At 71.3% G+C, this 17,644-nt stretch carries 19 protein-coding genes, 1 tRNA gene and 3 pseudogenes; 10 read left to right on the top strand and 13 right to left on the bottom strand.

Features of this window, described 5'->3' with window-relative positions:
- Positions 1-122: 122 nt before the first annotated feature.
- From ACSNOK_RS17880 to ACSNOK_RS17870, 3 genes are all read left to right on the top strand, one after another.
- A tRNA-Pro gene (locus tag ACSNOK_RS17880) sits at positions 123-196 on the top strand.
- Between the two features lie 212 nt (positions 197-408).
- On the top strand, positions 409-1,683 hold the full coding sequence (locus ACSNOK_RS17875; protein ID WP_436781692.1) for a Gfo/Idh/MocA family protein: 1,275 nt from the start codon (positions 409-411) through the stop codon (positions 1,681-1,683).
- Positions 1,684-1,760: 77 nt separating this feature from the next.
- Entirely contained in the window at positions 1,761-2,003 is a 243-nt protein-coding gene (locus tag ACSNOK_RS17870; RefSeq protein ID WP_436781693.1) for a hypothetical protein, read from the top strand.
- A gap of 79 nt (positions 2,004-2,082) precedes the next feature.
- Here the strand turns inward: ACSNOK_RS17870 and ACSNOK_RS17865 are convergent.
- The 4 genes and pseudogenes from ACSNOK_RS17865 to ACSNOK_RS17850 all read right to left on the bottom strand — a co-directional run.
- A pseudogene (locus ACSNOK_RS17865) lies at positions 2,083-2,268 on the bottom strand (hypothetical protein); the annotation flags it as partial.
- A gap of 85 nt (positions 2,269-2,353) precedes the next feature.
- Positions 2,354-3,355, bottom strand: coding sequence for a glycerophosphodiester phosphodiesterase family protein (locus tag ACSNOK_RS17860; RefSeq protein ID WP_436781691.1), 1,002 nt, complete (start codon positions 3,353-3,355; stop codon positions 2,354-2,356).
- A 466-nt stretch (positions 3,356-3,821) separates the two neighbouring features.
- Positions 3,822-4,154, bottom strand: a complete 333-nt coding sequence (locus ACSNOK_RS17855; protein WP_436781690.1) for a hypothetical protein — start codon at positions 4,152-4,154, stop codon at positions 3,822-3,824.
- A gap of 582 nt (positions 4,155-4,736) precedes the next feature.
- Positions 4,737-5,072 (bottom strand): hypothetical protein, encoded by a 336-nt coding sequence (locus tag ACSNOK_RS17850; RefSeq protein WP_436781689.1) that lies wholly within the window; start codon positions 5,070-5,072, stop codon positions 4,737-4,739.
- Between the two features lie 170 nt (positions 5,073-5,242).
- Between ACSNOK_RS17850 and ACSNOK_RS17845 the strand changes: the two genes are divergently transcribed.
- On the top strand, positions 5,243-6,031 hold the full coding sequence (locus ACSNOK_RS17845) for a helix-turn-helix domain-containing protein (RefSeq protein ID WP_436781688.1): 789 nt from the start codon (positions 5,243-5,245) through the stop codon (positions 6,029-6,031).
- Positions 6,028-6,216, top strand: a complete 189-nt coding sequence (locus ACSNOK_RS17840) for a DUF397 domain-containing protein (protein WP_436781687.1) — start codon at positions 6,028-6,030, stop codon at positions 6,214-6,216. Before ACSNOK_RS17845 ends, ACSNOK_RS17840 begins: the two co-directional genes overlap by 4 nt.
- 32 nt (positions 6,217-6,248) lie before the next feature.
- Here the strand turns inward: ACSNOK_RS17840 and ACSNOK_RS17835 are convergent, their stop codons facing one another.
- Complete coding sequence (locus ACSNOK_RS17835; RefSeq protein WP_436781686.1) at positions 6,249-6,446, bottom strand: hypothetical protein; 198 nt, start codon at positions 6,444-6,446, stop codon at positions 6,249-6,251.
- A complete protein-coding gene (locus ACSNOK_RS17830; RefSeq protein WP_436781685.1) occupies positions 6,443-6,985 on the bottom strand; it encodes a hypothetical protein in 543 nt (180 codons plus the stop codon). Before ACSNOK_RS17830 ends, ACSNOK_RS17835 begins: the two co-directional genes overlap by 4 nt.
- An 854-nt stretch (positions 6,986-7,839) precedes the next feature.
- Between ACSNOK_RS17830 and ACSNOK_RS17825 the strand changes: the two genes are divergently transcribed.
- From ACSNOK_RS17825 to ACSNOK_RS17810, 4 genes are all read left to right on the top strand, one after another.
- Complete coding sequence (locus ACSNOK_RS17825; RefSeq protein WP_436781684.1) at positions 7,840-8,394, top strand: hypothetical protein; 555 nt, start codon at positions 7,840-7,842, stop codon at positions 8,392-8,394.
- 26 nt (positions 8,395-8,420) lie between these two features.
- Complete coding sequence (locus ACSNOK_RS17820) at positions 8,421-9,128, top strand: hypothetical protein (RefSeq protein ID WP_436781683.1); 708 nt, start codon at positions 8,421-8,423, stop codon at positions 9,126-9,128.
- 919 nt (positions 9,129-10,047) lie between these two features.
- On the top strand, positions 10,048-10,452 hold the full coding sequence (locus ACSNOK_RS17815) for an SDR family NAD(P)-dependent oxidoreductase (RefSeq protein ID WP_436781682.1): 405 nt from the start codon (positions 10,048-10,050) through the stop codon (positions 10,450-10,452).
- On the top strand, positions 10,449-10,784 hold the full coding sequence (locus ACSNOK_RS17810) for an SDR family NAD(P)-dependent oxidoreductase (RefSeq protein WP_436781681.1): 336 nt from the start codon (positions 10,449-10,451) through the stop codon (positions 10,782-10,784). The genes ACSNOK_RS17815 and ACSNOK_RS17810 overlap by 4 nt, the downstream gene beginning before the upstream one ends.
- 37 nt (positions 10,785-10,821) lie before the next feature.
- Here ACSNOK_RS17810 and ACSNOK_RS17805 read toward each other — a convergent pair.
- Positions 10,822-11,028: pseudogene (locus tag ACSNOK_RS17805) on the bottom strand (IS5/IS1182 family transposase); the annotation flags it as partial.
- Between the two features lie 164 nt (positions 11,029-11,192).
- Here ACSNOK_RS17805 and ACSNOK_RS17800 point away from each other — a divergent pair.
- Positions 11,193-12,308: a polyprenyl synthetase family protein gene (locus tag ACSNOK_RS17800; RefSeq protein ID WP_436781680.1), complete on the top strand. Its 1,116-nt coding sequence runs from the start codon at positions 11,193-11,195 to the stop codon at positions 12,306-12,308.
- 99 nt (positions 12,309-12,407) lie between these two features.
- On the opposite strand, the gene ACSNOK_RS17795 is transcribed toward ACSNOK_RS17800, so the two are convergent.
- From ACSNOK_RS17795 to ACSNOK_RS17770, 6 genes and pseudogenes are all read right to left on the bottom strand, one after another.
- Positions 12,408-12,842 (bottom strand): peptidase inhibitor family I36 protein, encoded by a 435-nt coding sequence (locus ACSNOK_RS17795; RefSeq protein ID WP_436781679.1) that lies wholly within the window; start codon positions 12,840-12,842, stop codon positions 12,408-12,410.
- Between the two features lie 251 nt (positions 12,843-13,093).
- Entirely contained in the window at positions 13,094-13,636 is a 543-nt protein-coding gene (locus tag ACSNOK_RS17790) for an arginine repressor (RefSeq protein WP_436781678.1), read from the bottom strand.
- Between the two features lie 42 nt (positions 13,637-13,678).
- The gene (locus ACSNOK_RS17785) at positions 13,679-15,076 is read right to left on the bottom strand and encodes an acetylornithine transaminase (protein ID WP_436781677.1); all 1,398 of its coding nucleotides are present in this window, start codon (positions 15,074-15,076) and stop codon (positions 13,679-13,681) included.
- Positions 15,077-15,219: 143 nt separating this feature from the next.
- A pseudogene (gene argB / locus ACSNOK_RS17780) lies at positions 15,220-16,134 on the bottom strand (acetylglutamate kinase); the annotation flags it as partial.
- A complete protein-coding gene (argJ, locus tag ACSNOK_RS17775; RefSeq protein ID WP_436781676.1) occupies positions 16,131-17,282 on the bottom strand; it encodes a bifunctional glutamate N-acetyltransferase/amino-acid acetyltransferase ArgJ in 1,152 nt (383 codons plus the stop codon). The pseudogene argB and the gene argJ, both read right to left, overlap by 4 nt.
- The coding region (locus ACSNOK_RS17770) for an Asd/ArgC dimerization domain-containing protein (RefSeq protein WP_436781675.1) at positions 17,279-17,644 on the bottom strand (366 nt) is incomplete at its 5' end. The genes ACSNOK_RS17770 and argJ, both read right to left, overlap by 4 nt.

Below are 17,644 nucleotides of genomic sequence, written 5' to 3'. Positions count from 1 at the left end.
CCCCTCCTCGCCCCCTCCGCCCGCCTTCCGCACCCGCCAAACCCGTGCGCGACCACCCCTCGGCGTGCGGTATTGTTCTCTTGCGCGGTCGGCAAGGGCACCAGCCCGAGCCGGACGAGCACCGGGACGTGGCGCAGCTTGGTAGCGCACTTGACTGGGGGTCAAGGGGTCGTGGGTTCAAATCCCGCCGTCCCGACCGGGAAAAAGCCCTCTGATCTGCGGGAAACCGCAGGTCAGAGGGCTTTTTTGGTTTGGTACCGGTCCTTCCCGTGGCGGCGGAGCGCGTAGGGCTCGCTTGCGGGTGCGTACACCTGTCCGCCGCCCTCCGTGTCCGCCCGCCCCGCCTCCCGCGGTGGACGCTGCCCGAAAGCCTCTCCCGGGGTGTGGGGCCGTCCGTAGAGTTGTGCCATGCCGCCTGTTTCCCTCCTGGTCATAGGTGCCGGTGATCGAGGCAGTGGATACGCCGGGTGGGTCCTGCGCCATCCCGACCGGGCGGCCGTCGTCGGTGTGGCCGAGCCACGTGCCGTACGCCGCGCGCGGCTCGTCGAAGCGCACCGCATCGCGCCCGGGAACGCGGTCGCGGACTGGAGGGAGTTCGCCGCTCGCGGCAGGATGGCCGACGCGGTGCTGATCTGCACCCTGGACCGTGAACACCTCCAGCCCGCCGAGGCGTTCGCCGCCCTCGGCTACCACATCCTGCTGGAGAAGCCGATGGCGCCGGACGAGGCCTCCTGCCGCCGCCTCGTGGAGGCGGTGGAGAAGGCCGGCGTCATGCTCGCCGTGGGCCACGTCCTGCGCTACACCCCCTACACGCGCACGCTCAAAGCCGTCGTCGACTCCGGACGGCTCGGCGACATCGCCACCGTCCAGCACCTGGAACCGGTCGGATTCTGGCACCAGGCCCATTCGTTCGTCCGCGGCAACTGGCGCCGCGCGGACACCGCGACGCCCATGCTGATGGCCAAGTCCTGCCACGACCTGGACTGGCTCCAGTACATCGTCGGCCAGCCACCACGGCGGGTCGCCGGCTTCGGCCGCCTCTCGCACTTCACCCCCGCCAACCGGCCCGCCGGGGCGGCCGACCGGTGCGTGGAGTGCCCGGTCACGGCCGATTGCCCCTACTCGGCCGTCCACTTCTACGGCGGCATGCTCCGACGAGGCGAGCACCACTGGCCGCTCAGTACCGTCATCGACGACTTCACCCCGCGGGCTCTGGACTGGGCCCTGCGCACGGGCCCGTACGGCCGGTGCGTGTACGCCTGCGACAACGACGCGGTCGACCACCAGGTCGTCGCGATGGAATTCCCCGGCGGTGTCACCGCGACCTTCACCATGACCGCGTTCACCGAGGGCGGCCCCCGCATGACCCGGATCTTCGGCACCCGCGGCGAGTTGCACGGCGACGGCCGGACCGTACGGGTCCACGACTTCCTGACCGGCGGCGAAGAGGAGATCACGCCCCGGCCGCAGGGGACGACGGCCGGGGCCGACGGTCACGGCGGCGGGGACGCGGGGCTCATGGACGCCTTCGTCGAGGCCGTGGCCACCGGAGATCCCACGCCGATCAAGTCCGGCCCGCGCGAATCCCTCGCCGCCCACCTGGCCGTCCTCGCGGCCGAACGCGCACGGCTCAACGGCACCGTCGAAACACTCCCCACCCCGCCCGGACAGCCCGCCCCCTGAACCGGTTCCGGAACGGACCAGGGCGGAACTGCCGCGCTCTCGCCGGGTCTCAAACCCCGGTGCGCGTTTGTACGCGAATGTACGGAAACGCTCCCGCAAGCAGCGAACCGCTGACCGGCCTGGCGCAAACGGACTTCAACCCGTTCGAACCGGACCCTCACACCTCAGTGACGCCGGCTTTCGCGTATGCGGCAGGGTTCGTGGGGGTGGTACTGCTCTCGGCGATCGGCGTGTACCGGCTGGGATACCGGATGAGTGTGGCGGCCCAGACCGTAGCCGGTCTCGCGACACTGGCCTTCTGCGCCGCCGGACTTCAGTGAGGCCCCCTGGTTGCCCGGCAGTTGTCGACGGGAACCCGATTTCTTCCGGTGAATTCCCGGTAGCAGATCGCTGCCGCATGCAGCCGGCCGTGGCCACGAACACGATCGCGGCCGGCACTTCCCGGTCACCATGCCGACGACGGCCACCGCCCTGAGGCCGTACCGGTACCTCCGGCACCACTCGTCGGAACAGCTCCCATAACTCGTCCGGCACCAGCCGCTCAACTGCCCGGGGGGGCGCGGGCCCGGCCGCCGGCTCGGGCACCGGGCCGGTCGTGGAGTCCGGACGGGCCCGGCCCAAGACGGGCTTCCGTAGCCGGACCCGCTTCCTCCCCCGCCCGCCGTTATCGCTACTTGAACAAGCGGTCGGCGCTCGTGGCCATGCGGTGCGTGCCGCTGTGGCGGTTCACCCAGTCGCGGATGAGGTTGATCGCGTTGGCGCACTGCCAGCCGTTGTCGTACTCGTGCTCACCGGTGTAGCTGCCGTAACCCGCGATGATGCCGTCCACCCGGGCGTCCCCCAGCAGCTTGTCGACGTACCAGGGGTCGTTGTACGTGGCCGTCCAGGACAGGGTGGCCGCGAGCCGTCCGGCGGCGCGGTCGGCGGCGCCCTTCTTCAGCTCGGCGCAGGTGTTCCAGGTCGGTTCGGTGCAGTTCCCGAAGCCGTTGGGGAGGTTGGTGTCGCCGTAGTCCATCACCCGCCGGCCCGCCGGGAACCCGGCGCCGGAACGGTTGAAGGCGTCGAGGACCTTGTCGCGCGTCCCCGTCGTCGTGATGCCCTCCAGCTTGCCGAGCTTGCCCTCCAGGCTCTTCCAGCCCCGGCCGCCGACGTCCGGCGTGTTGCCCCCGTGGTACTCGTAGAAGCCGTAGAGCACCTGGATCCCGGCGGCCGTCAGCCGCTGCGCCTTGTCGCGCAGCCCGGCGACGCTGCACGTGCGGTTCGGGGCCTCGCCGCAGTAGTTGGGGTCCTTGATGTCCAGCCAGACCAGCGCCAGCCGGCGCCCGGAGTTGGCGTTGGCGAGGATGCGGTCGATCATGCTGTCGAAGCTGGGGCCCCGCCGGTTCTCACCGGCCGAGGAGCAATCGTGGTAGGCACGCCATTCGTTCGGGTTCCACCAGGCGCAGACGTCGATCTCGATGGCGTTGGCCCCGTGGTTGAGCGCGGCGTCCACGCCTTCCACGGTGTCCACGCGGTGCGCGATGGCATAGATCGCCTGGCGCTGGTCGGCCGCCGTCGCCGGGCTCGTGCCGAGCACGGTGGCACCGATGATTCCGCACAGGGCGGCTAACAGCGCAGTTACCGTGCGCAGACCGGCGGCGCGTCGAGCGGGAGTGGTCAAGGGAGTGGTCAAGGGAAGATCTCCTTCACGGGGGTCGGCTTCCTGAACACTTGAACCATTTGAGTCTGCGGGAACAGGCGTCCCGTCCGCTACCAAAACGGGCACTTCGGGACGCGGGAACGGGAAGGCGGCGTCCGGCCGGCGGGGTACAGGCAGCTTTGGGAACGCGCGTGTCTGGAACACCACGGTGGAACGCTCCCCGGGAAGGGTCCCTTGGAACGGCTTGCGGAACGGCCTGCGGAACGGCCTGCGGAACGGCCGTCCTCGCCCCGTGCGCAGTCGGCGCCGCTCCCCCGCCGGAGCGGGAATTCCCGTGTCAACTCCCGCGCGGCAACGGCAGCCCCGCGAACGCCGCTTGGGCGTGAACGGCCAGGCCGGCATGCCGAGCACCCACACCGCTTCCGGCCGGTGCGGCGCCACCCCGTACAGGGCTTCGGCGAGTTCCGCCGTGGACTGTGGGCCCCGGACCGCCAAGGCGTCAGCACGGCCGTCGGCCGGTGGGCGTACGGGGGTACGGGCGTACGGGCGTACGGGCGTCTCCTCCGGCAGCGGCACCGGCGCGAACGGGGGCGTGCCGCCCGGTCACCGGCCGCCACAACTCGCGCGCGCCGGCACCGACCAGCGCCGCCGACAGCAGCCGTGTCTCCCGGCCCGACGACGGCGCGTCCGACACCGCCGGCTGCAGCGAGCCGCGCACCCGTGTCGGCACGGGCATCCCACAGGCGCGCAGCCGGTGAAGTACCGCCGTAGCGTCCGGCTCCCGGGCGTCCAGCACCAGTGGCGGCCGTACCGGCAAGTCCCCGTCCCGCATCAGCCCGGCGTATGCCTCTACCGCGTACCCCCGGCGTCTCCGGCCGTACGGTGTCCGGAATCACCGCCCGCCGACGCCGTACCGGATCCACCGGCCATACGTCCGACAGCAGCAACCGCCAATCGACAGGCTGCGCTGCGGTGCGGCACCTTCACGCCTGCGGTGCGAGCGTCCGGACGAAACGGTCTGCAGGCGCCCGCCGCATCGGCAGCCGGCCCTAAGGCGAGTTCGGCGCCGCTCCCCCGGCCGGCCCGCCGACGACGTTGCGGATCAACTCACGCCCCCGGGCCCGCAGATATGCCTCCCCGTGCCACCGCCGGTCGCCGCGCGCCAACGTCGCCCGCGCGACTCCGCGCACACCTCGTCCTCGGCCCCGCGAACGACGCCGCGTCGGGCCGCCCGGTCCGCTCCGTACGTGGTCTCACGGCAGCGGCCGCACCACTCATGGGGATCCCTCGCGTGCGCTGTACGAACTCCCGCCCCTGGTCTCCCCGGCGGTGCGCCGGGAACCGGTCGAGGGATGAATGCGGGCGGGTCCCGGGTGTGCGTTGTTCATACCCGGGACCCGCGCCCGCCAGTGGTTTACGCGTGTGCCGCTCGGAGGTGCACTCCCATGGCCTCGGTCAGTTCCACCGCCGTCTTGAGGTCACCCGCCCCCAGCGCGAGGCTGCGTCGCCGCTTGATGTCCCGGCACTCCGCGCACCGCGACGGCCGGTACACCCGCCACGCGTCCTGGTCCGTCGCCGGCCGCACGTCACACGGCAGCGCTTCCCACGCGTCCCCTCCCGTCGGCGGCCGCAACCGCACTCTCCCCTCACCGTTGTCGGTGACCTGCCCGACGCGCTCACGCCGCGCGTCGACCACCAACTCGCCCACGGCGGGCGTCCGCTGGTGGGGTGGGCTGGGTGGCTTGTCCATGCTGGTGTTCCTCTCGCGGGATCTTGCGATTCGATTCCCAGCATCTCCGCGCAGCGGTACCGTGACCAGGAGTAACGGCTGTAGGAAGGCCGCTCCCGTTGTAGGGATGCCCGGCTTCAATGGAGGGGCGAACAACTGTGCCCGCACCAAAGCGGATCGAACCCACCAACTTGAACGAATGGTTCGCAGCGAAGATCCGCGCTCTACGCGACGCGCGCGGCTGGTCTCAGACGGATCTCGGAAATGAGGTGCGGCTTTCCGGGAGCCGGATCGCGCAGTTCGAGCGGGCGGAGGACGCGCCGCCGAGAGACATCACGGAGTTGCTGGACAAGGCCTTGGGTGCGGGCGGTCTCCTGGTGGAGATGCGGCCGTTTCTGGCCCGAAGCTGGGACAAAAAGTGGCCGGAGGACATCGACGGCATCGAGGGCCAGGCCACGCGAATCCAGCTGTACACCCATGTGATCCCCGGGTACTTCCAGACGAAGGAGTACGCGACAGCCCTACTCCAAGCCGGGGTCCCCTTCTTCGGTGGGGACCTGGACGAGAAAGTCGGCGTTCGCCTCGCTCGGCGGAGGGTTATCGACGGCCCCTACTATCCGTGGGTACGATGTGTTCTGGACGAATCAGCCCTTTACCGGGCCGTCTGCCCAAAACAGGTCATGCGTGACCAGCTTGTGAGCCTGCTGGAGGAGTGTCACCGCGCTCGCGTGGCGGTACAGGTGCTGCCATTCTCGGCCAACCGCGCAGTCGTTCCGGGTCTGGCCTGGGCTACCATCTGGACACTTGCCGACGGACGCACCGTCGTGTACCAGGAATCTATGAACAGCGGGTCTTTCGTGACGAAACCTCGCGAGATCGCGCTCTACGTCAACCTCTACGACCAGTTGCATGCGGACGCCCTGTCCCCCGAAGAGTCAAAGCGCTTCATTCACAGGGTGCTTGAGGACAGATATTCATGATCTGGCGCAAGAGCACGCATAGTGCAACCTCCAATGACTGCCTAGAGGTGACTGATGACGAGCCCGACGCCATACACATACGCGACAGCAAGCACCCCGACGAGCCGTCACTGATCCTCACCACGGCCCCCGCCGCCTGGTCGGCCTTCCTCGCCGCCCTCAGAGCCGGCGGCCTCGGTTCCTGACCGCCGGCGACCCGGGGGGCCGCCGGCCGGCCTCAGCGTGCGGCGCCGCGGGAGGCGAAGTAGCGCCAGCCGAACCAGAGCGTCCCCAGCACGCCCACCGCCGTGCCCACCCAGCACGCGGCCAGCGCCCAAGTGGCGAGGGGCCGGGTCATCCACAGGAGGCTCACCGCGACCAGGGCCAGGGAGAGCAGCAGCCGCTCGCCCTGGCCCCGGGCGCGGCGGCCGGTCAATCCCTGGTGTTGCCGCACGTGTACGTTACGCCCTTCATTTTGATGTCCCGGTAACCGATCGGCATGACGATGTTGTGCCGCACGGCCGCGTCAAGGGGCGCGAAGTCGGTGCCGCCACCGCCACCGCCACCCTTCTTCCGGCAGTAATAGCCAAGCGCTTCGAGCTTTTTGAGGTCGCTCTTCGCCTGGTAGTTCTTGTAGGACTTAATCATGGCCGCGCGCTTCTCGGCGGGCGTGGCGTTTTTGGCCTTTGTGTACGCGTAGCATCCGATGCTGGCCCCGATGCCCACCCAGGAGGCGCCCTTGGCCAGGGCCTTGGAGAGGCCGGCGGCGCCGCTGCCGATGCCCAGGACGGCGCAGATCTCGTCGGCTCCGGCGGTGGCGACGCCCATGTCCGCCGCCTTCGGCGCGGACGCGGGTATCACATTTCTTTCGCTCTTCGGGGAGTCGGCCTGCGCCGCCTGAATACCGATGCCGAACAGTGCACCGGTCATGGCGAACGTCATCGCGGCGGATATTCCTTTGTTGCGCACGCTCACAGGGTCGCCCCTCCGATAAACAAGGCAATATCTTGATCTTTTCGCGGGCGACGCTACCAGCGGTGATCTACGCACGCAATGGTGGGCTTCCCGGAATGAGGTTTTCTTTACGGCGCCTGCCGCAGAACCGGAAGAATCTCGCGCAATTCCGTAGTCTTCCGCAAAACTCCCGTAGAACGGGCATCCGGGCCGCTTCCGCGAGTGTGGGGATACGCCCGGTGGGCGACGCCCGGCAGGACGCGGACAGCGTCGACCTGACGTCGCCCGCGCAACCCCGTTCCTGTCGGCTCCGCCCTCGTCGCCGGAAGGGCGTTCGTCGTGGTCGTGTCGGCCCGGTACGCCGTAGGTGGTCTCGACGGTATCGCCCTTGCGACCGCGCCCTTCCCGCTCGTCGGCACCACCGGCCCCGCCCCGGCCTCCGGGTGCGAGGCGCCCGTATGCGCCCGGCCCGGCTGGTGCCAGTTCCGCCGTTGCAGCCGCCACCACCACCGATCCCCCGCTGCCCGCCCGCGCCCTTCGGTGCAGAAGAGTGCCGACACCCACCGCTTGCCCCGGGAGCCGATCCGCGCTCGGCGTGACGAACCAAGTCGACCTTGGCCACTGCGGAAGAGAAGAGGGGCGAGTGCGTGACGCTCCGGGGGGGGCCGGTGGCGCTGCCCACCGTCACCATCCCGGAACGTGACAGCGCACCCGCAAGCGCCTCGGCAGGCGAGGGCCGCGTGCCCGGCGGCGGCAGCACCCGGGGCGGTGTCGGCCGAAGACTCCGCACCGAACATTCGCACAGGGAGATTCCGCACCGCCCCCTCCTCCCCCCACCGGCAACCTCACTCCACGACCGAGCCGTCATCAAGGACGTGAGCCGACGACCACTCCTCTTCCTCGACGTTGACGGACCGCTGAACCCCTACGCCGCACAGCCGGAGAGACGCCCCGAGGGCTACACCACCCTGAGAGTGCCCCGAGAGGCCGTAGCGGGCCGGCATGAACTCCTTTCCCGTAGCAGCACGTTGCGGCTGTGGCTCAACCCCGAGCACGGGCGAGCCCTGCTCCGACTCGGCTACGAGCTGTGCTGGGCCACGACCTGGACGGCGCACGCCAACCGGTGGATCGCGCCGGTGCTCGGCCTGCCCGAGCTACCCTTCGTCGACTTCAGGGCGGCGCTGTTCCGGGAACGACCCGACGGCGTGCACTGGAAAACCGCTCCCCTGGTGGAGTACGCCGACGGCCGTCCTTTTGCATGGGTCGACGACGAACAGAGCGACCACGACGAGGCGTACGTGACCGCCCACCACCCCGCCCGGGCACTCCTGCACCACGTCAACCCCCGTATCGGCCTGCGCGGCCCCGACTTCCGCGCCCTCGCCGACTTCGCTCGCGCCGCGGGCGGAACGGACGAGGACGCGAGGTGAGCGGAATGCCCCGGCCCGCCCGACAAGTGACGTCCACGTGCCAGGAGACAGCGGAGCAGCAGGCGGTCGTCGTCCACCTCCTGCTCCACCACATCCACGCGCCGCTCGCCGGCAACCTGCACCTCCGAGGAGTGCTGCCGGTACCGCCGCCGGCCGAGGCGATCCGTTTCGCCGTAGGGCGCGCGGGAACCCACGCGGCCGACGGACCGATCGTGTACGAACTCCCGCTCCGCACAGGCGAAGGCCCCCTGACCGCCTACGACGCCATCGGCATTCTGCGCACGCTGCTGACGGGCACCCGCTTCCACCCGAGTGACCGTGTAGGCACCGTGATGGGCATGAAACTCGTCAGGGTGGACCCGGCAGCCGTGGAACAGGCCGCCGAGACGGAGGACGACACCGCGCTGCGCGTCCTTCGTACCCTTGTGGGCCCTGCGGCCCTACCCGGATCCGTACCCGGTCCTGGCTCCGGAGAGCACCCGGACCTGCGCCTCCGCGGCTTCCTCTTCACCGGCCGGGACCGGCTCCGTCTCTACCTCGACGCCGCCGAAGCCCCCGTCGCCGCCGGCGCCACCGACGCGCCCGGCAGGCCCCTGGCCGCCGAGATCCGTCTCACCGGAGCCGTCACCGCCCTGCTCGCGGCCCTGCCGTCCTTGCTCAGGGAGGACGAACGCGGCGCGCCGGACGCGGCCGATCCGCACTGCTCCCGGGTGGTCGACCTCACCCACTGGTGAGGGCCGTGCCCCTCCCGATATCGCACGGGGTGCGCTTCCCGGCGGAGGCCGGACCTGCCTCAAGGGATCCGCCGGAGACGCCGGGCGCGAGGAAGCCTCTCGGAGGGGACGTCCGGCGCTCAGCCGGCGGGCGTCCCGTCCGAGCTGCCTCGTCGGGGAGCGCTGTTCCAGGGAGATGTCGGTACCCCAGGCCCTGTGGTGGTACGCCGGGGAGAAACCGGCGTGGGTGAGGGCCTGTTCCTGGCTGCGGCCCGGCGGGTGTCGGCGGAGAAGGGGGTTGCAGGTGATGTGCCAGACGCGGCGGGTGCGGTTCAGGCGCTCGCTCAGGAGGACCGGGCAGGCGGTCCAAGGCGCCGAGCCCGGCGGCCGTCCGGGCCTTGCCGAGGTCGGGGCGCCGGTGAGGAGGAGGGCGGCCCCGGGAGCGTCGTCCAGGCGCAGGGTCCCGCACCCACAGGGGGTGACGGTGGCGGCCGTCGCGAGCAGCAGGGCCAGGGCAGGCAGGGCAGAGCAGCAGGTAGCGGTAGGCGAAGAGGGACTGGGCGAGCGAGGCCAACCCAGGAGCAGCCTGGCAGGGCACGCCCGTTGACGACGCGAGGGGTGGGGGCCCTGCGCCGGCGGACCGCGAGGAGAGTGAGCGCGGCCAGGCCTTGTCCGGCGGGTCATGAGAACGCCCTGTCGGCGGTACTGGATGCCGAGCGGTGATCTCACCCGCGTGCGACGGGAGGGGAGAGGTCCTTTCGCCGGGAAATCCGCCGCGGCCTCCCTCCTCCTGTGGGTTCCGTGTGCGCCATCGAGCCAGGGACGGTGCTGGAGGTCGCTGCGGTACTTCGCATTCCGGCCCGAGGCCGACGGGTGTCCGAGACAAGGTGGGGATCTTGGTGGCAGGTGCGTCGGAGAAGGCAGGAGTGAAGAGGGGCTGATGGATGGGGCGGGACGTGTCGTAGTGGTCAGCGGTGGCGGCACCGGCATCGGCCGGGCCGTCGCCGAGCGGTTCGCTCGGCAGGGCGACAAGGTCACTGTTCTGGGGCGGCGGGCGGAGGTCCTGCGTGCGGCAGTACGAGAGATCGAGGGTGCTCATCCCGTGCGGGCCGTTGCGGTGGACCTGTCGGTGCCGGAGGAGGTCGAGCGGGCGCTGGACGACCTTCCGGCGGACGTCGATGTGCTGGTGAACAACGCGGACGGCCGGGGTGGGCCCGCGCAGGACGGGAGCCTGAAGGCGGTTGCCGAGCGGTGGCGGCGGGTCTTCGACGGCAACGTCCCGCCGGCGGTCCTGCTCACCGAGGCATTGCTGCCGCGTCTGGCACGGCCCGGCGGCCGGTGGTGACCATCGGCTCCGTTGCCGCCCTGCGGGGCAACGGAGCCTACGGAGCCGCCAAGGCGGCCCTGCTGGCATGGAACCACACGCTCGCGCGGCAGTTGGGGCCGCATGGTGCGACGGCCAATGTCGTGGTGCCCGGGTTCGTCGCCGGCACCGAGTTCTTCGGCACACCCGCCGACGAGGAGGAACTTGCCAGGCGCCGGGACCAGACCCTGATCGGCAGAGTGGGCGAGCCCATGGACATCGCCGCGGCCGTCGCCTTCCTGGCCCCCCCCGAAGCCGGCGACATCACAGGCGAGTTCCTCAACAGCAACGGCGGTGCTGTGCTGGGGCGGTGACCGCGTCGCCCGGCCGTCGGACCGGGTGTGCAACGAGTCACGAGCGGAGCCAGAGGCGCACGGCGGCAACAGTGACGGTGCCGTGGAAGTCATACGCTCGCTTGTCACAGCATGTGGCTACGGCCCTGTGGCCCTTGAGGGCATCGATGGTTCGCTCGACTTCGTTGCGGCGCCTGTACGTCGTGTGGCCGAAGCCGGTGGGTCGGCCGCCCGCGCTGCCTCGGCGCCGGCGGTTGGCCCGCTGGGCGCCGGCCCGCCAGGACCGCCGCGCACCTGGCCCTCCGGCGCCCCGGCCGCCGCGTCGGGAGCAGGGAGCCCCCCCGCCGGGCGGCGGCCCCACCGCGCCTCCAAGCGCCAGGCGCGCCCCGGCCCCCGGCACCACTCCCCTGACCAGCGAGAATGTCCGGCATGAACGACGAGCTCACCGCCGCGGCCCTTACCCGACTCGCAGGACACCGGCAGCGGTTCGACGCCCGGTTCGCGGCGTACTTCGACGCGCTGGCGGCGGACGTCGGCGCGCCGCCGGTGAGCCGGTTCACTCCGCGTGCCCTCGAACTCCTCCGTGATCTCTCCTTGCGCGGCGGGAAGCGGCTGCGGGTGGCGCTGTTGCACGAGGGGGCGCGGCTGGTGACTCCGGACGACGACGTTCCGGGGCTGGCGGAAGCGGCGTTGAGCATCGAACTGCTCCAGACGCACGGCCTCGTCCACGACGACATCATCGACGACGCGCCGACGCGCCGCGGCGGACCGTCGACGTACTACGCCTACCGCCACGACTTCCCGGAGCACGAGCGGACGGCCCTCGGACTGGCGTTGCTCGCGGGGGACCTCGCCGCCTTCCTGTCCGTACGGGTGCTGCTGGACGCGCCCGTCCCGGCGGAGCTGCGGCAGGCGCTGCTGGATGTGCAGACGCGTGCGGCGGCGGACACGGTCGTCGGCCAGGTGATGGACCTGGAACGGGACTTCCCGCCCCCTCCCCTCTCCCGGCCCGGCGCCGACGTACCGGACGTCACCGACCTCCTGGACACGGTCACCGACTACAAGAGCACCCGCTACTCGATCCTCGCGCCCCTGCGGATGGGCCTCCTGGTCGCGGGCGAGGACCTCGCGGCGCACGACGAGCGGCTGCGCCGGTACGCGGCCCCGGTCGGCGTCCTCGGGCAGCTCCGCGACGACTACCTGGACCTCTTCGGGGACGAGGAGACCGTCGGCAAGCCTTCCGGCTCGGACCTCCGCGCGGGGCGCCGCAGTTACGTACTGCACGCGACTCTGGCGGCGGCCACCGGACGGGAGCGGGCGGTGGTCGAACAGGCCCTGGGCGACCCGGACTGCCCGGACGCGGCCGTCGGCCGCGTCCGGGACATCGCCCGCCGCCACGGCGTCGACACCCGCGTCCGCTCGGACCTGCGCCGGCTCGCGGAGACGGCGTCCGCCGAGGCGGCGGGCTGGCGGACGCGGTGGCGGGCGGAGGCCGTGGACTTCTTCGAGCACCTTCCCCGGTGGGCGGCGGAACGGGCGCTCTGAGTGCCTGTCGGAACCTCCCGGGCGAGGCGGTGAGGGGGGCGAGGGGGTGAGGGTGCTGGATGCTGTCGGCTGTCGCGACGGCTCCCGCCGCGGACGCGATCAGCAGTTGCGGACGTACCAGACGGGCGTCCAGTCGTAGCTGGAGGCGGCGGAGTAGGCGCCGGGCGTGGTGTAGACGACGTTCTTGTTCTGGTCCAGGAACTGGGCGCGGGTACCCGGGCTCTGGTTGTTGATCCAGGAGCCGTACCCCTCCCAGTTCGACAGCGCGTAGGTGTCGCACCGATAGATGTTGAACTGGGTGCCGGTGAAGTCGGGCCCGGTGAACAGACAGAGGTTCTGGGACGGACAGTCGGCGGCGGCCGCCGGGGTGGCGGCCAGGCCCAGCAACGTTGCGGCGACGAGCGTGACGGCCGCGAACAGGGCCGTGACCGGCCTCCGCGAGGCGGCCTTGCCGCGCCCTCTGTCGGAGTGCCTGGACCGCTGCCCTGGTGTTGTACGGGCGGTGGATGTCGAGCCTGTGGCGGTGCGTCGCACGATGTCCTCCTTCATCGAAGGGAACGGCCGGCCCGCGTCGACATGACGTCGGGATCCAAGGACAGGACAGCAGGGACCTCACGGTCATGTCCCCGACATCCCGCCCATTCACCCGTTAGGGGCTGGGGATCCCTCTGCCCAGGCAGCACACGACGCGCCCGTGAGGAAGGAGCGAGGGGAGGGCCCCTGGGGAACCACGGTCCTCCCACAGGCGCTGAGGCCGCGCCCGGGGTGGCCGCCCGTCCGCCCGCTCAGCGCTCCTTCTGCGCCAGCCGCAGCAGGTGGTCGGCCAGCGCCTGGCCGCCCACCGGGTCGCGGCTGATCAGCAGGACCGTGTCGTCGCCCGCGATCGTGCCGATGATCTCGTGAACGCCCGCCTGGTCGATGGCGGAGGCGAAGAACTGGGCGGCGCCCGGCGGAGTGCGGAGGACGACGAGGTTGGCGGACGCCTCGGCGGAGATGAGGAGCTCGGCGGCCAGGCGGCCCATGCGGGCCTCGGTGGCGGACTCGCCGAGGGGCGCGCGGGGGGTGCGGTCGCCGCCCTCGCCCGGGACGGCGTAGATGAGCTCGCCTCCCGTGTTGCGGATCTTGACGGCGCCCAGTTCGTCGAGGTCGCGGGAGAGGGTGGCCTGGGTGACGGACAGGCCGTCGTCCGCGAGCAGCCGGGCGAGCTGGCTCTGGGAGCGGACGGCCTGCCGGCTGAGGATGTCCACGATCCGGCGGTGGCGTGCGGTGCGGGTCTGCGGCACGGCCTGTCCGCCCTGGGCCGGCTCGGTCTCCTGCGCCTCGGTCATCGTCTCGTCAGTCTCCGGATCGTGGTTCTCCTGAGCCCCCCGTCAGGGCTGCGGCGGCGCCCCTGCCTCGGCGGCGGCAGCGGCCACAGCGTCGAGGACGCCGGGGAGCACCCGGAGGAACGTCTCCGCCTCATCTTCCGTGATGATCAGCGGAGGAGCCAGCCGCACCACGTCGGGCGCGACCGCGTTCACCAGGAGACCGGCTTCCTGAGCTGCCCGCTGCACGTCCGGTGCGAGGGGCTTGGAAAGGACAATACCCAGCAGCAGGCCCGCGCCACGGACGTGGTCGACGAGCGGGTGGCCGAGCGCGGCGATCCCGTCACGGAGCAGGGCCCCCGTCCGCCCGGCGCGCGCGGGGACGTCCTCGGCGGCCAGGGTGTCGAGGACGGCGAGCGCGGCGGCGCAGGCGACCGGGTTGCCGCCGAACGTCGAGCCGTGCTGACCGGGGGTCAGCAGGCCCGCCGCGTCGCCGAAGGCGAGGGTGGCACCGATGGGCAGGCCGCCGCCGAGGCCCTTCGCGAGGGTGACGACGTCGGGCTCGACGCCCTGGGCGAGGCACTCGAACCAGTGGCCCGTGCGTCCGATACCTGTCTGGATCTCGTCCAGGACGAGCAGGGTGCCCGTGGCCCGGGTGATCTCGCGGGCCGCCGCGAGGTAGCCGGCGGGCGGGACGACGACGCCGTTCTCGCCCTGCACCGGTTCGAGGACGACGAGGGCGGTGTCCGTGGTGACGGCGGCGCGGAGGGCGTCGGGGTCGCCGTAGGGGACGTGGGTGACGTCACCGGGGAGCGGGAGGAAGGGTTCCTGTTTGGCCGACTGGCCGGTGAGGGCGAGGGCGCCGATGGTGCGGCCGTGGAAACCGCCCTGGGCGGCGACCATGTGCGGACGGCCCGTCCGCCGTCCGATCTTGAACGCGGCCTCCACGGCCTCCGCGCCCGAGTTGGAGAAGTAGACGCGGCCCGGGCGCCCGGAGAGCTCCAGCAGCCGCTCGGCGAGGCGGACGGTGGGCTCGGCGGTGAAGAGGTTCGAGACGTGACCGAGGGTGGCGATCTGCTCGGAGACCGCCCGGACGACGGCGGGGTGGGCGTGGCCGAGGGCGTTGACGGCGATACCGCCGACGAAGTCGAGGTACGCCTTGCCGTCGGCGTCCCAGACGGTGCTTCCCGCTCCGCGTACGAGGGGGATGCGCGGGGTGCCGTAGTTGTCCATCAGGGCGTGCTGCCAGCGGCGGGTGAGGGCGGCGTTGTTCGTTTCGGCGGAGATGCTTGGGCCCGAGGAGATGCTTGGGCCGGCGGAGCTGCTCGTGTCGGTCGCCTTGTCGGTCGCGGTCGTCTTGTTCTTCGCGGTCGCCTTGTTCTTCGCGGTCGCCTTGTTCTTCGCGGTCGCGTCGGTTGCGTCGGTCATCGCAGGCTCGCCCGTCGTCTCGGTGGCGTCGGTCATGAGGGATTCCCGTTCCCGGTCCGCGCGGACCGGTCGGTGCCGGGGGCGTCGGACGCGTCACGGACGTCCGGCGTACCTTGCGCGCCCGGCGCGTCCTCCACCTCCCGCGCGCCCCGCCCGTCCCGCGCGCCCCGCCCGTCCGGCGCGTCCGGCGCGTCCGGGACGACCATCGTGCCGATGCCCTCGTCCGTGAAGATCTCCAGCAGGATGGAGTGCTGCACCCGCCCGTCGATGACACGGGCGTTGGCGACTCCGTTGCGGACCGCGTACAGGCAGCCCTCCATCTTCGGCACCATGCCGCTCGACAACTCCGGAAGCAGCTCTTCCAGCTCGGTCGCGGTGAGGCGGCTGATGACGTCGTCGCTGTGCGGCCAGTCCGCGTAGAGCCCCTCGACGTCGGTGAGGACCATCAGCGTCTCGGCGCCGAGGGCGGCGGCGAGCGCGGCGGCGGCCGTGTCGGCGTTGACGTTGTAGACGTGCCCGTCCTCGGCGCTGCGGGCGATCGAGGAGACGACGGGGATACGGCCGTTGTCGAGCAGGGCCTGGACGGCACCGGTGTCGATGGCGGTGATCTCGCCGACGCGGCCGAGGTCGACGCGTTCGCCGTCGATGCGGGCGTAGTGCCGCGTGGCGGTCATGGTGTGGGCGTCCTCGCCGGTGAGGCCGACGGCGAGGGGGCCGTGCCGGTTGAGGAGGCCGACGAGTTCGCGCTGGACCTGGCCGGCGAGGACCATCCGTACGACGTCCATCGCCTCGGGCGTGGTGACCCGCAGCCCCGCCTTGAACTCCGAGGCGATGCCGAACCGGTCGAGCTGCGCGCTGATCTGCGGCCCGCCGCCGTGCACGACGACCGGCCGCAGCCCCGCGTGCCGGAGGAAGACGACGTCTTGGGCGAAGGCGGCCTTCAACTCGTCGTCCACCATGGCGTTTCCGCCGAACTTGATGACGACCGTCTTGCCGTGGTGCCGCGTCAGCCAGGGCAGCGCCTCGACGAGGATGCGGGCCTTGGGGAGGGCGGTGTGTTTGCGGGTGCCGCCGCTGGTGGTCGTGGTGCTCATGAGGAGTAGGCGCTGTTCTCGTGGACGTAGTCGGCGGTGAGGTCGTTGGCCCAGATGACGGCGGATTCGTCGCCTTCGGCCAGGTCGGCGGTGATGCGTACTTCGCGGTAGCGCATGTCGACGAGGTCGCGGTCGTCGCCGACAGAGCCGTTGCGGCAGACCCACACATCGTTGATCGCCACGTTCAGCCGGTCGGGATCGAAAGCGGCGGAGGTCGTACCGATCGCCGACAACACCCGCCCCCAGTTCGGATCCTCCCCGTGAATGGCGCACTTGAGGAGATTGTTGCGCGCGATGGACCGCCCCACCTCCACCGCGTCCTCCTCACTGGCCGCGTTGACCACCTCGATACGGATGTCCTTGCTCGCCCCCTCCGCATCCCCGATCAACTGCCGCGCCAGATCGTCACACACCTCCCGCACCGCCCCCGCGAACTCCTCCGCGTCCGGAACGATCCCCGACGCGGCCGAAGACAGCAGCAGAACGGTGTCATTGGTGGACATACACCCGTCGGAGTCGACCCGGTCGAACGTCGTCCGCACCGCGCCCCGCAACGCCTCGTCCAGACCGGGAGCATCGACGTCGGCGTCCGTGGTCAGCACCACGAGCATGGTCGCCAGCCCCGGCGCGAGCATCCCCGCACCCTTGGCCATCCCCCCGACCACCCAACCGTCCCGCTCGGCCACGGCCGTCTTGTGCACCGTGTCCGTCGTCTTGATCGCGATGGCCGCCTTCTCACCGCCATGGGCGGACAGGTTGGCCACGGCCTTGTCGATGCCGGACAGGAGCTTGTCCATGGGCAGCCGGACGCCGATGAGACCGGTGGAGGCCACGGCGACCTCGCCGGCGCCGCAACCCAGCGCTTCCGCGGCCTTCTCCGCCGTCGCGTGGGTGTCCTGGAAGCCTTCGGGGCCGGTGCAGGCATTGGCGCCACCGGAGTTCAGGACGACCGCCGCCACCTCACCGGACCTCAGCACCCGCTGCGACCACAGCACCGGAGCAGCCTTGACCCGATTGGAGGTGAACACCCCCGCCGCCGCCCGCGAGGGCCCCTCATTGACCACCAACGCCACATCCGGCGCGCCGCTGTCCTTGATCCCCGCGGCCACTCCGGCCGCCGTGAACCCTTTCGCCGCCGTCACACTCACGGAGCCACCCCTGTCGTGGAAAGTCCCAGCTCCTCGGCCAGCCCGAGGGCGATGTTCATGCTCTGCACCGCGCCGCCGGCCGTGCCCTTGGTCAGATTGTCGATCGCGCTGACCGCGATCACCCGGTCCGCCGCCTCATCCACGGCGACCTGCACCTGAACGGCGTTCGAACCGATCACCGCCCCCGTCGAAGGCCAGCATCCCTGCGGCAGCAACCGCACGAACGGCTCCCCCTCGTACGCCTTCTCGTACGCCTCGCGCACCGCCCCCGCCGAAACCCCGGGGCGGATGCGGGCGCTACAGGTGGCCAGAATCCCGCGCGGCATCGGCGCCAGCACCGGAGTGAACGACACCCTCACCGC

The organism is Streptomyces sp. URMC 126 (assembly GCF_051386555.1).
Lineage (GTDB): Bacteria > Actinomycetota > Actinomycetes > Streptomycetales > Streptomycetaceae > Streptomyces.
Note: the sequence above shows the minus strand (reverse complement) of the source record. Positions and strands in the feature narration are given on the sequence as shown.

Bases quoted from the DNA above. Each gene is read 5' to 3' on its own strand.
- ACSNOK_RS17875 (WP_436781692.1), top strand. From the start codon at position 409: ATGCCGCCTGTTTCCCTCCTGGTCATAGGTGCCGGTGATCGAGGCAGT.
- ACSNOK_RS17870 (WP_436781693.1), top strand. From the start codon at position 1,761: ATGTACGGAAACGCTCCCGCAAGCAGCGAACCGCTGACCGGCCTGGCG.
- ACSNOK_RS17855 (WP_436781690.1), bottom strand. From the start codon at position 4,154: ATGCGGGACGGGGACTTGCCGGTACGGCCGCCACTGGTGCTGGACGCC.
- ACSNOK_RS17850 (WP_436781689.1), bottom strand. From the start codon at position 5,072: ATGGACAAGCCACCCAGCCCACCCCACCAGCGGACGCCCGCCGTGGGC.
- ACSNOK_RS17840 (WP_436781687.1), top strand. From the start codon at position 6,028: ATGATCTGGCGCAAGAGCACGCATAGTGCAACCTCCAATGACTGCCTA.
- ACSNOK_RS17815 (WP_436781682.1), top strand. From the start codon at position 10,048: ATGGATGGGGCGGGACGTGTCGTAGTGGTCAGCGGTGGCGGCACCGGC.
- ACSNOK_RS17800 (WP_436781680.1), top strand. From the start codon at position 11,193: ATGAACGACGAGCTCACCGCCGCGGCCCTTACCCGACTCGCAGGACAC.
- ACSNOK_RS17790 (WP_436781678.1), bottom strand. From the start codon at position 13,636: ATGACCGAGGCGCAGGAGACCGAGCCGGCCCAGGGCGGACAGGCCGTG.
- ACSNOK_RS17785 (WP_436781677.1), bottom strand. From the start codon at position 15,076: ATGACCGACGCCACCGAGACGACGGGCGAGCCTGCGATGACCGACGCA.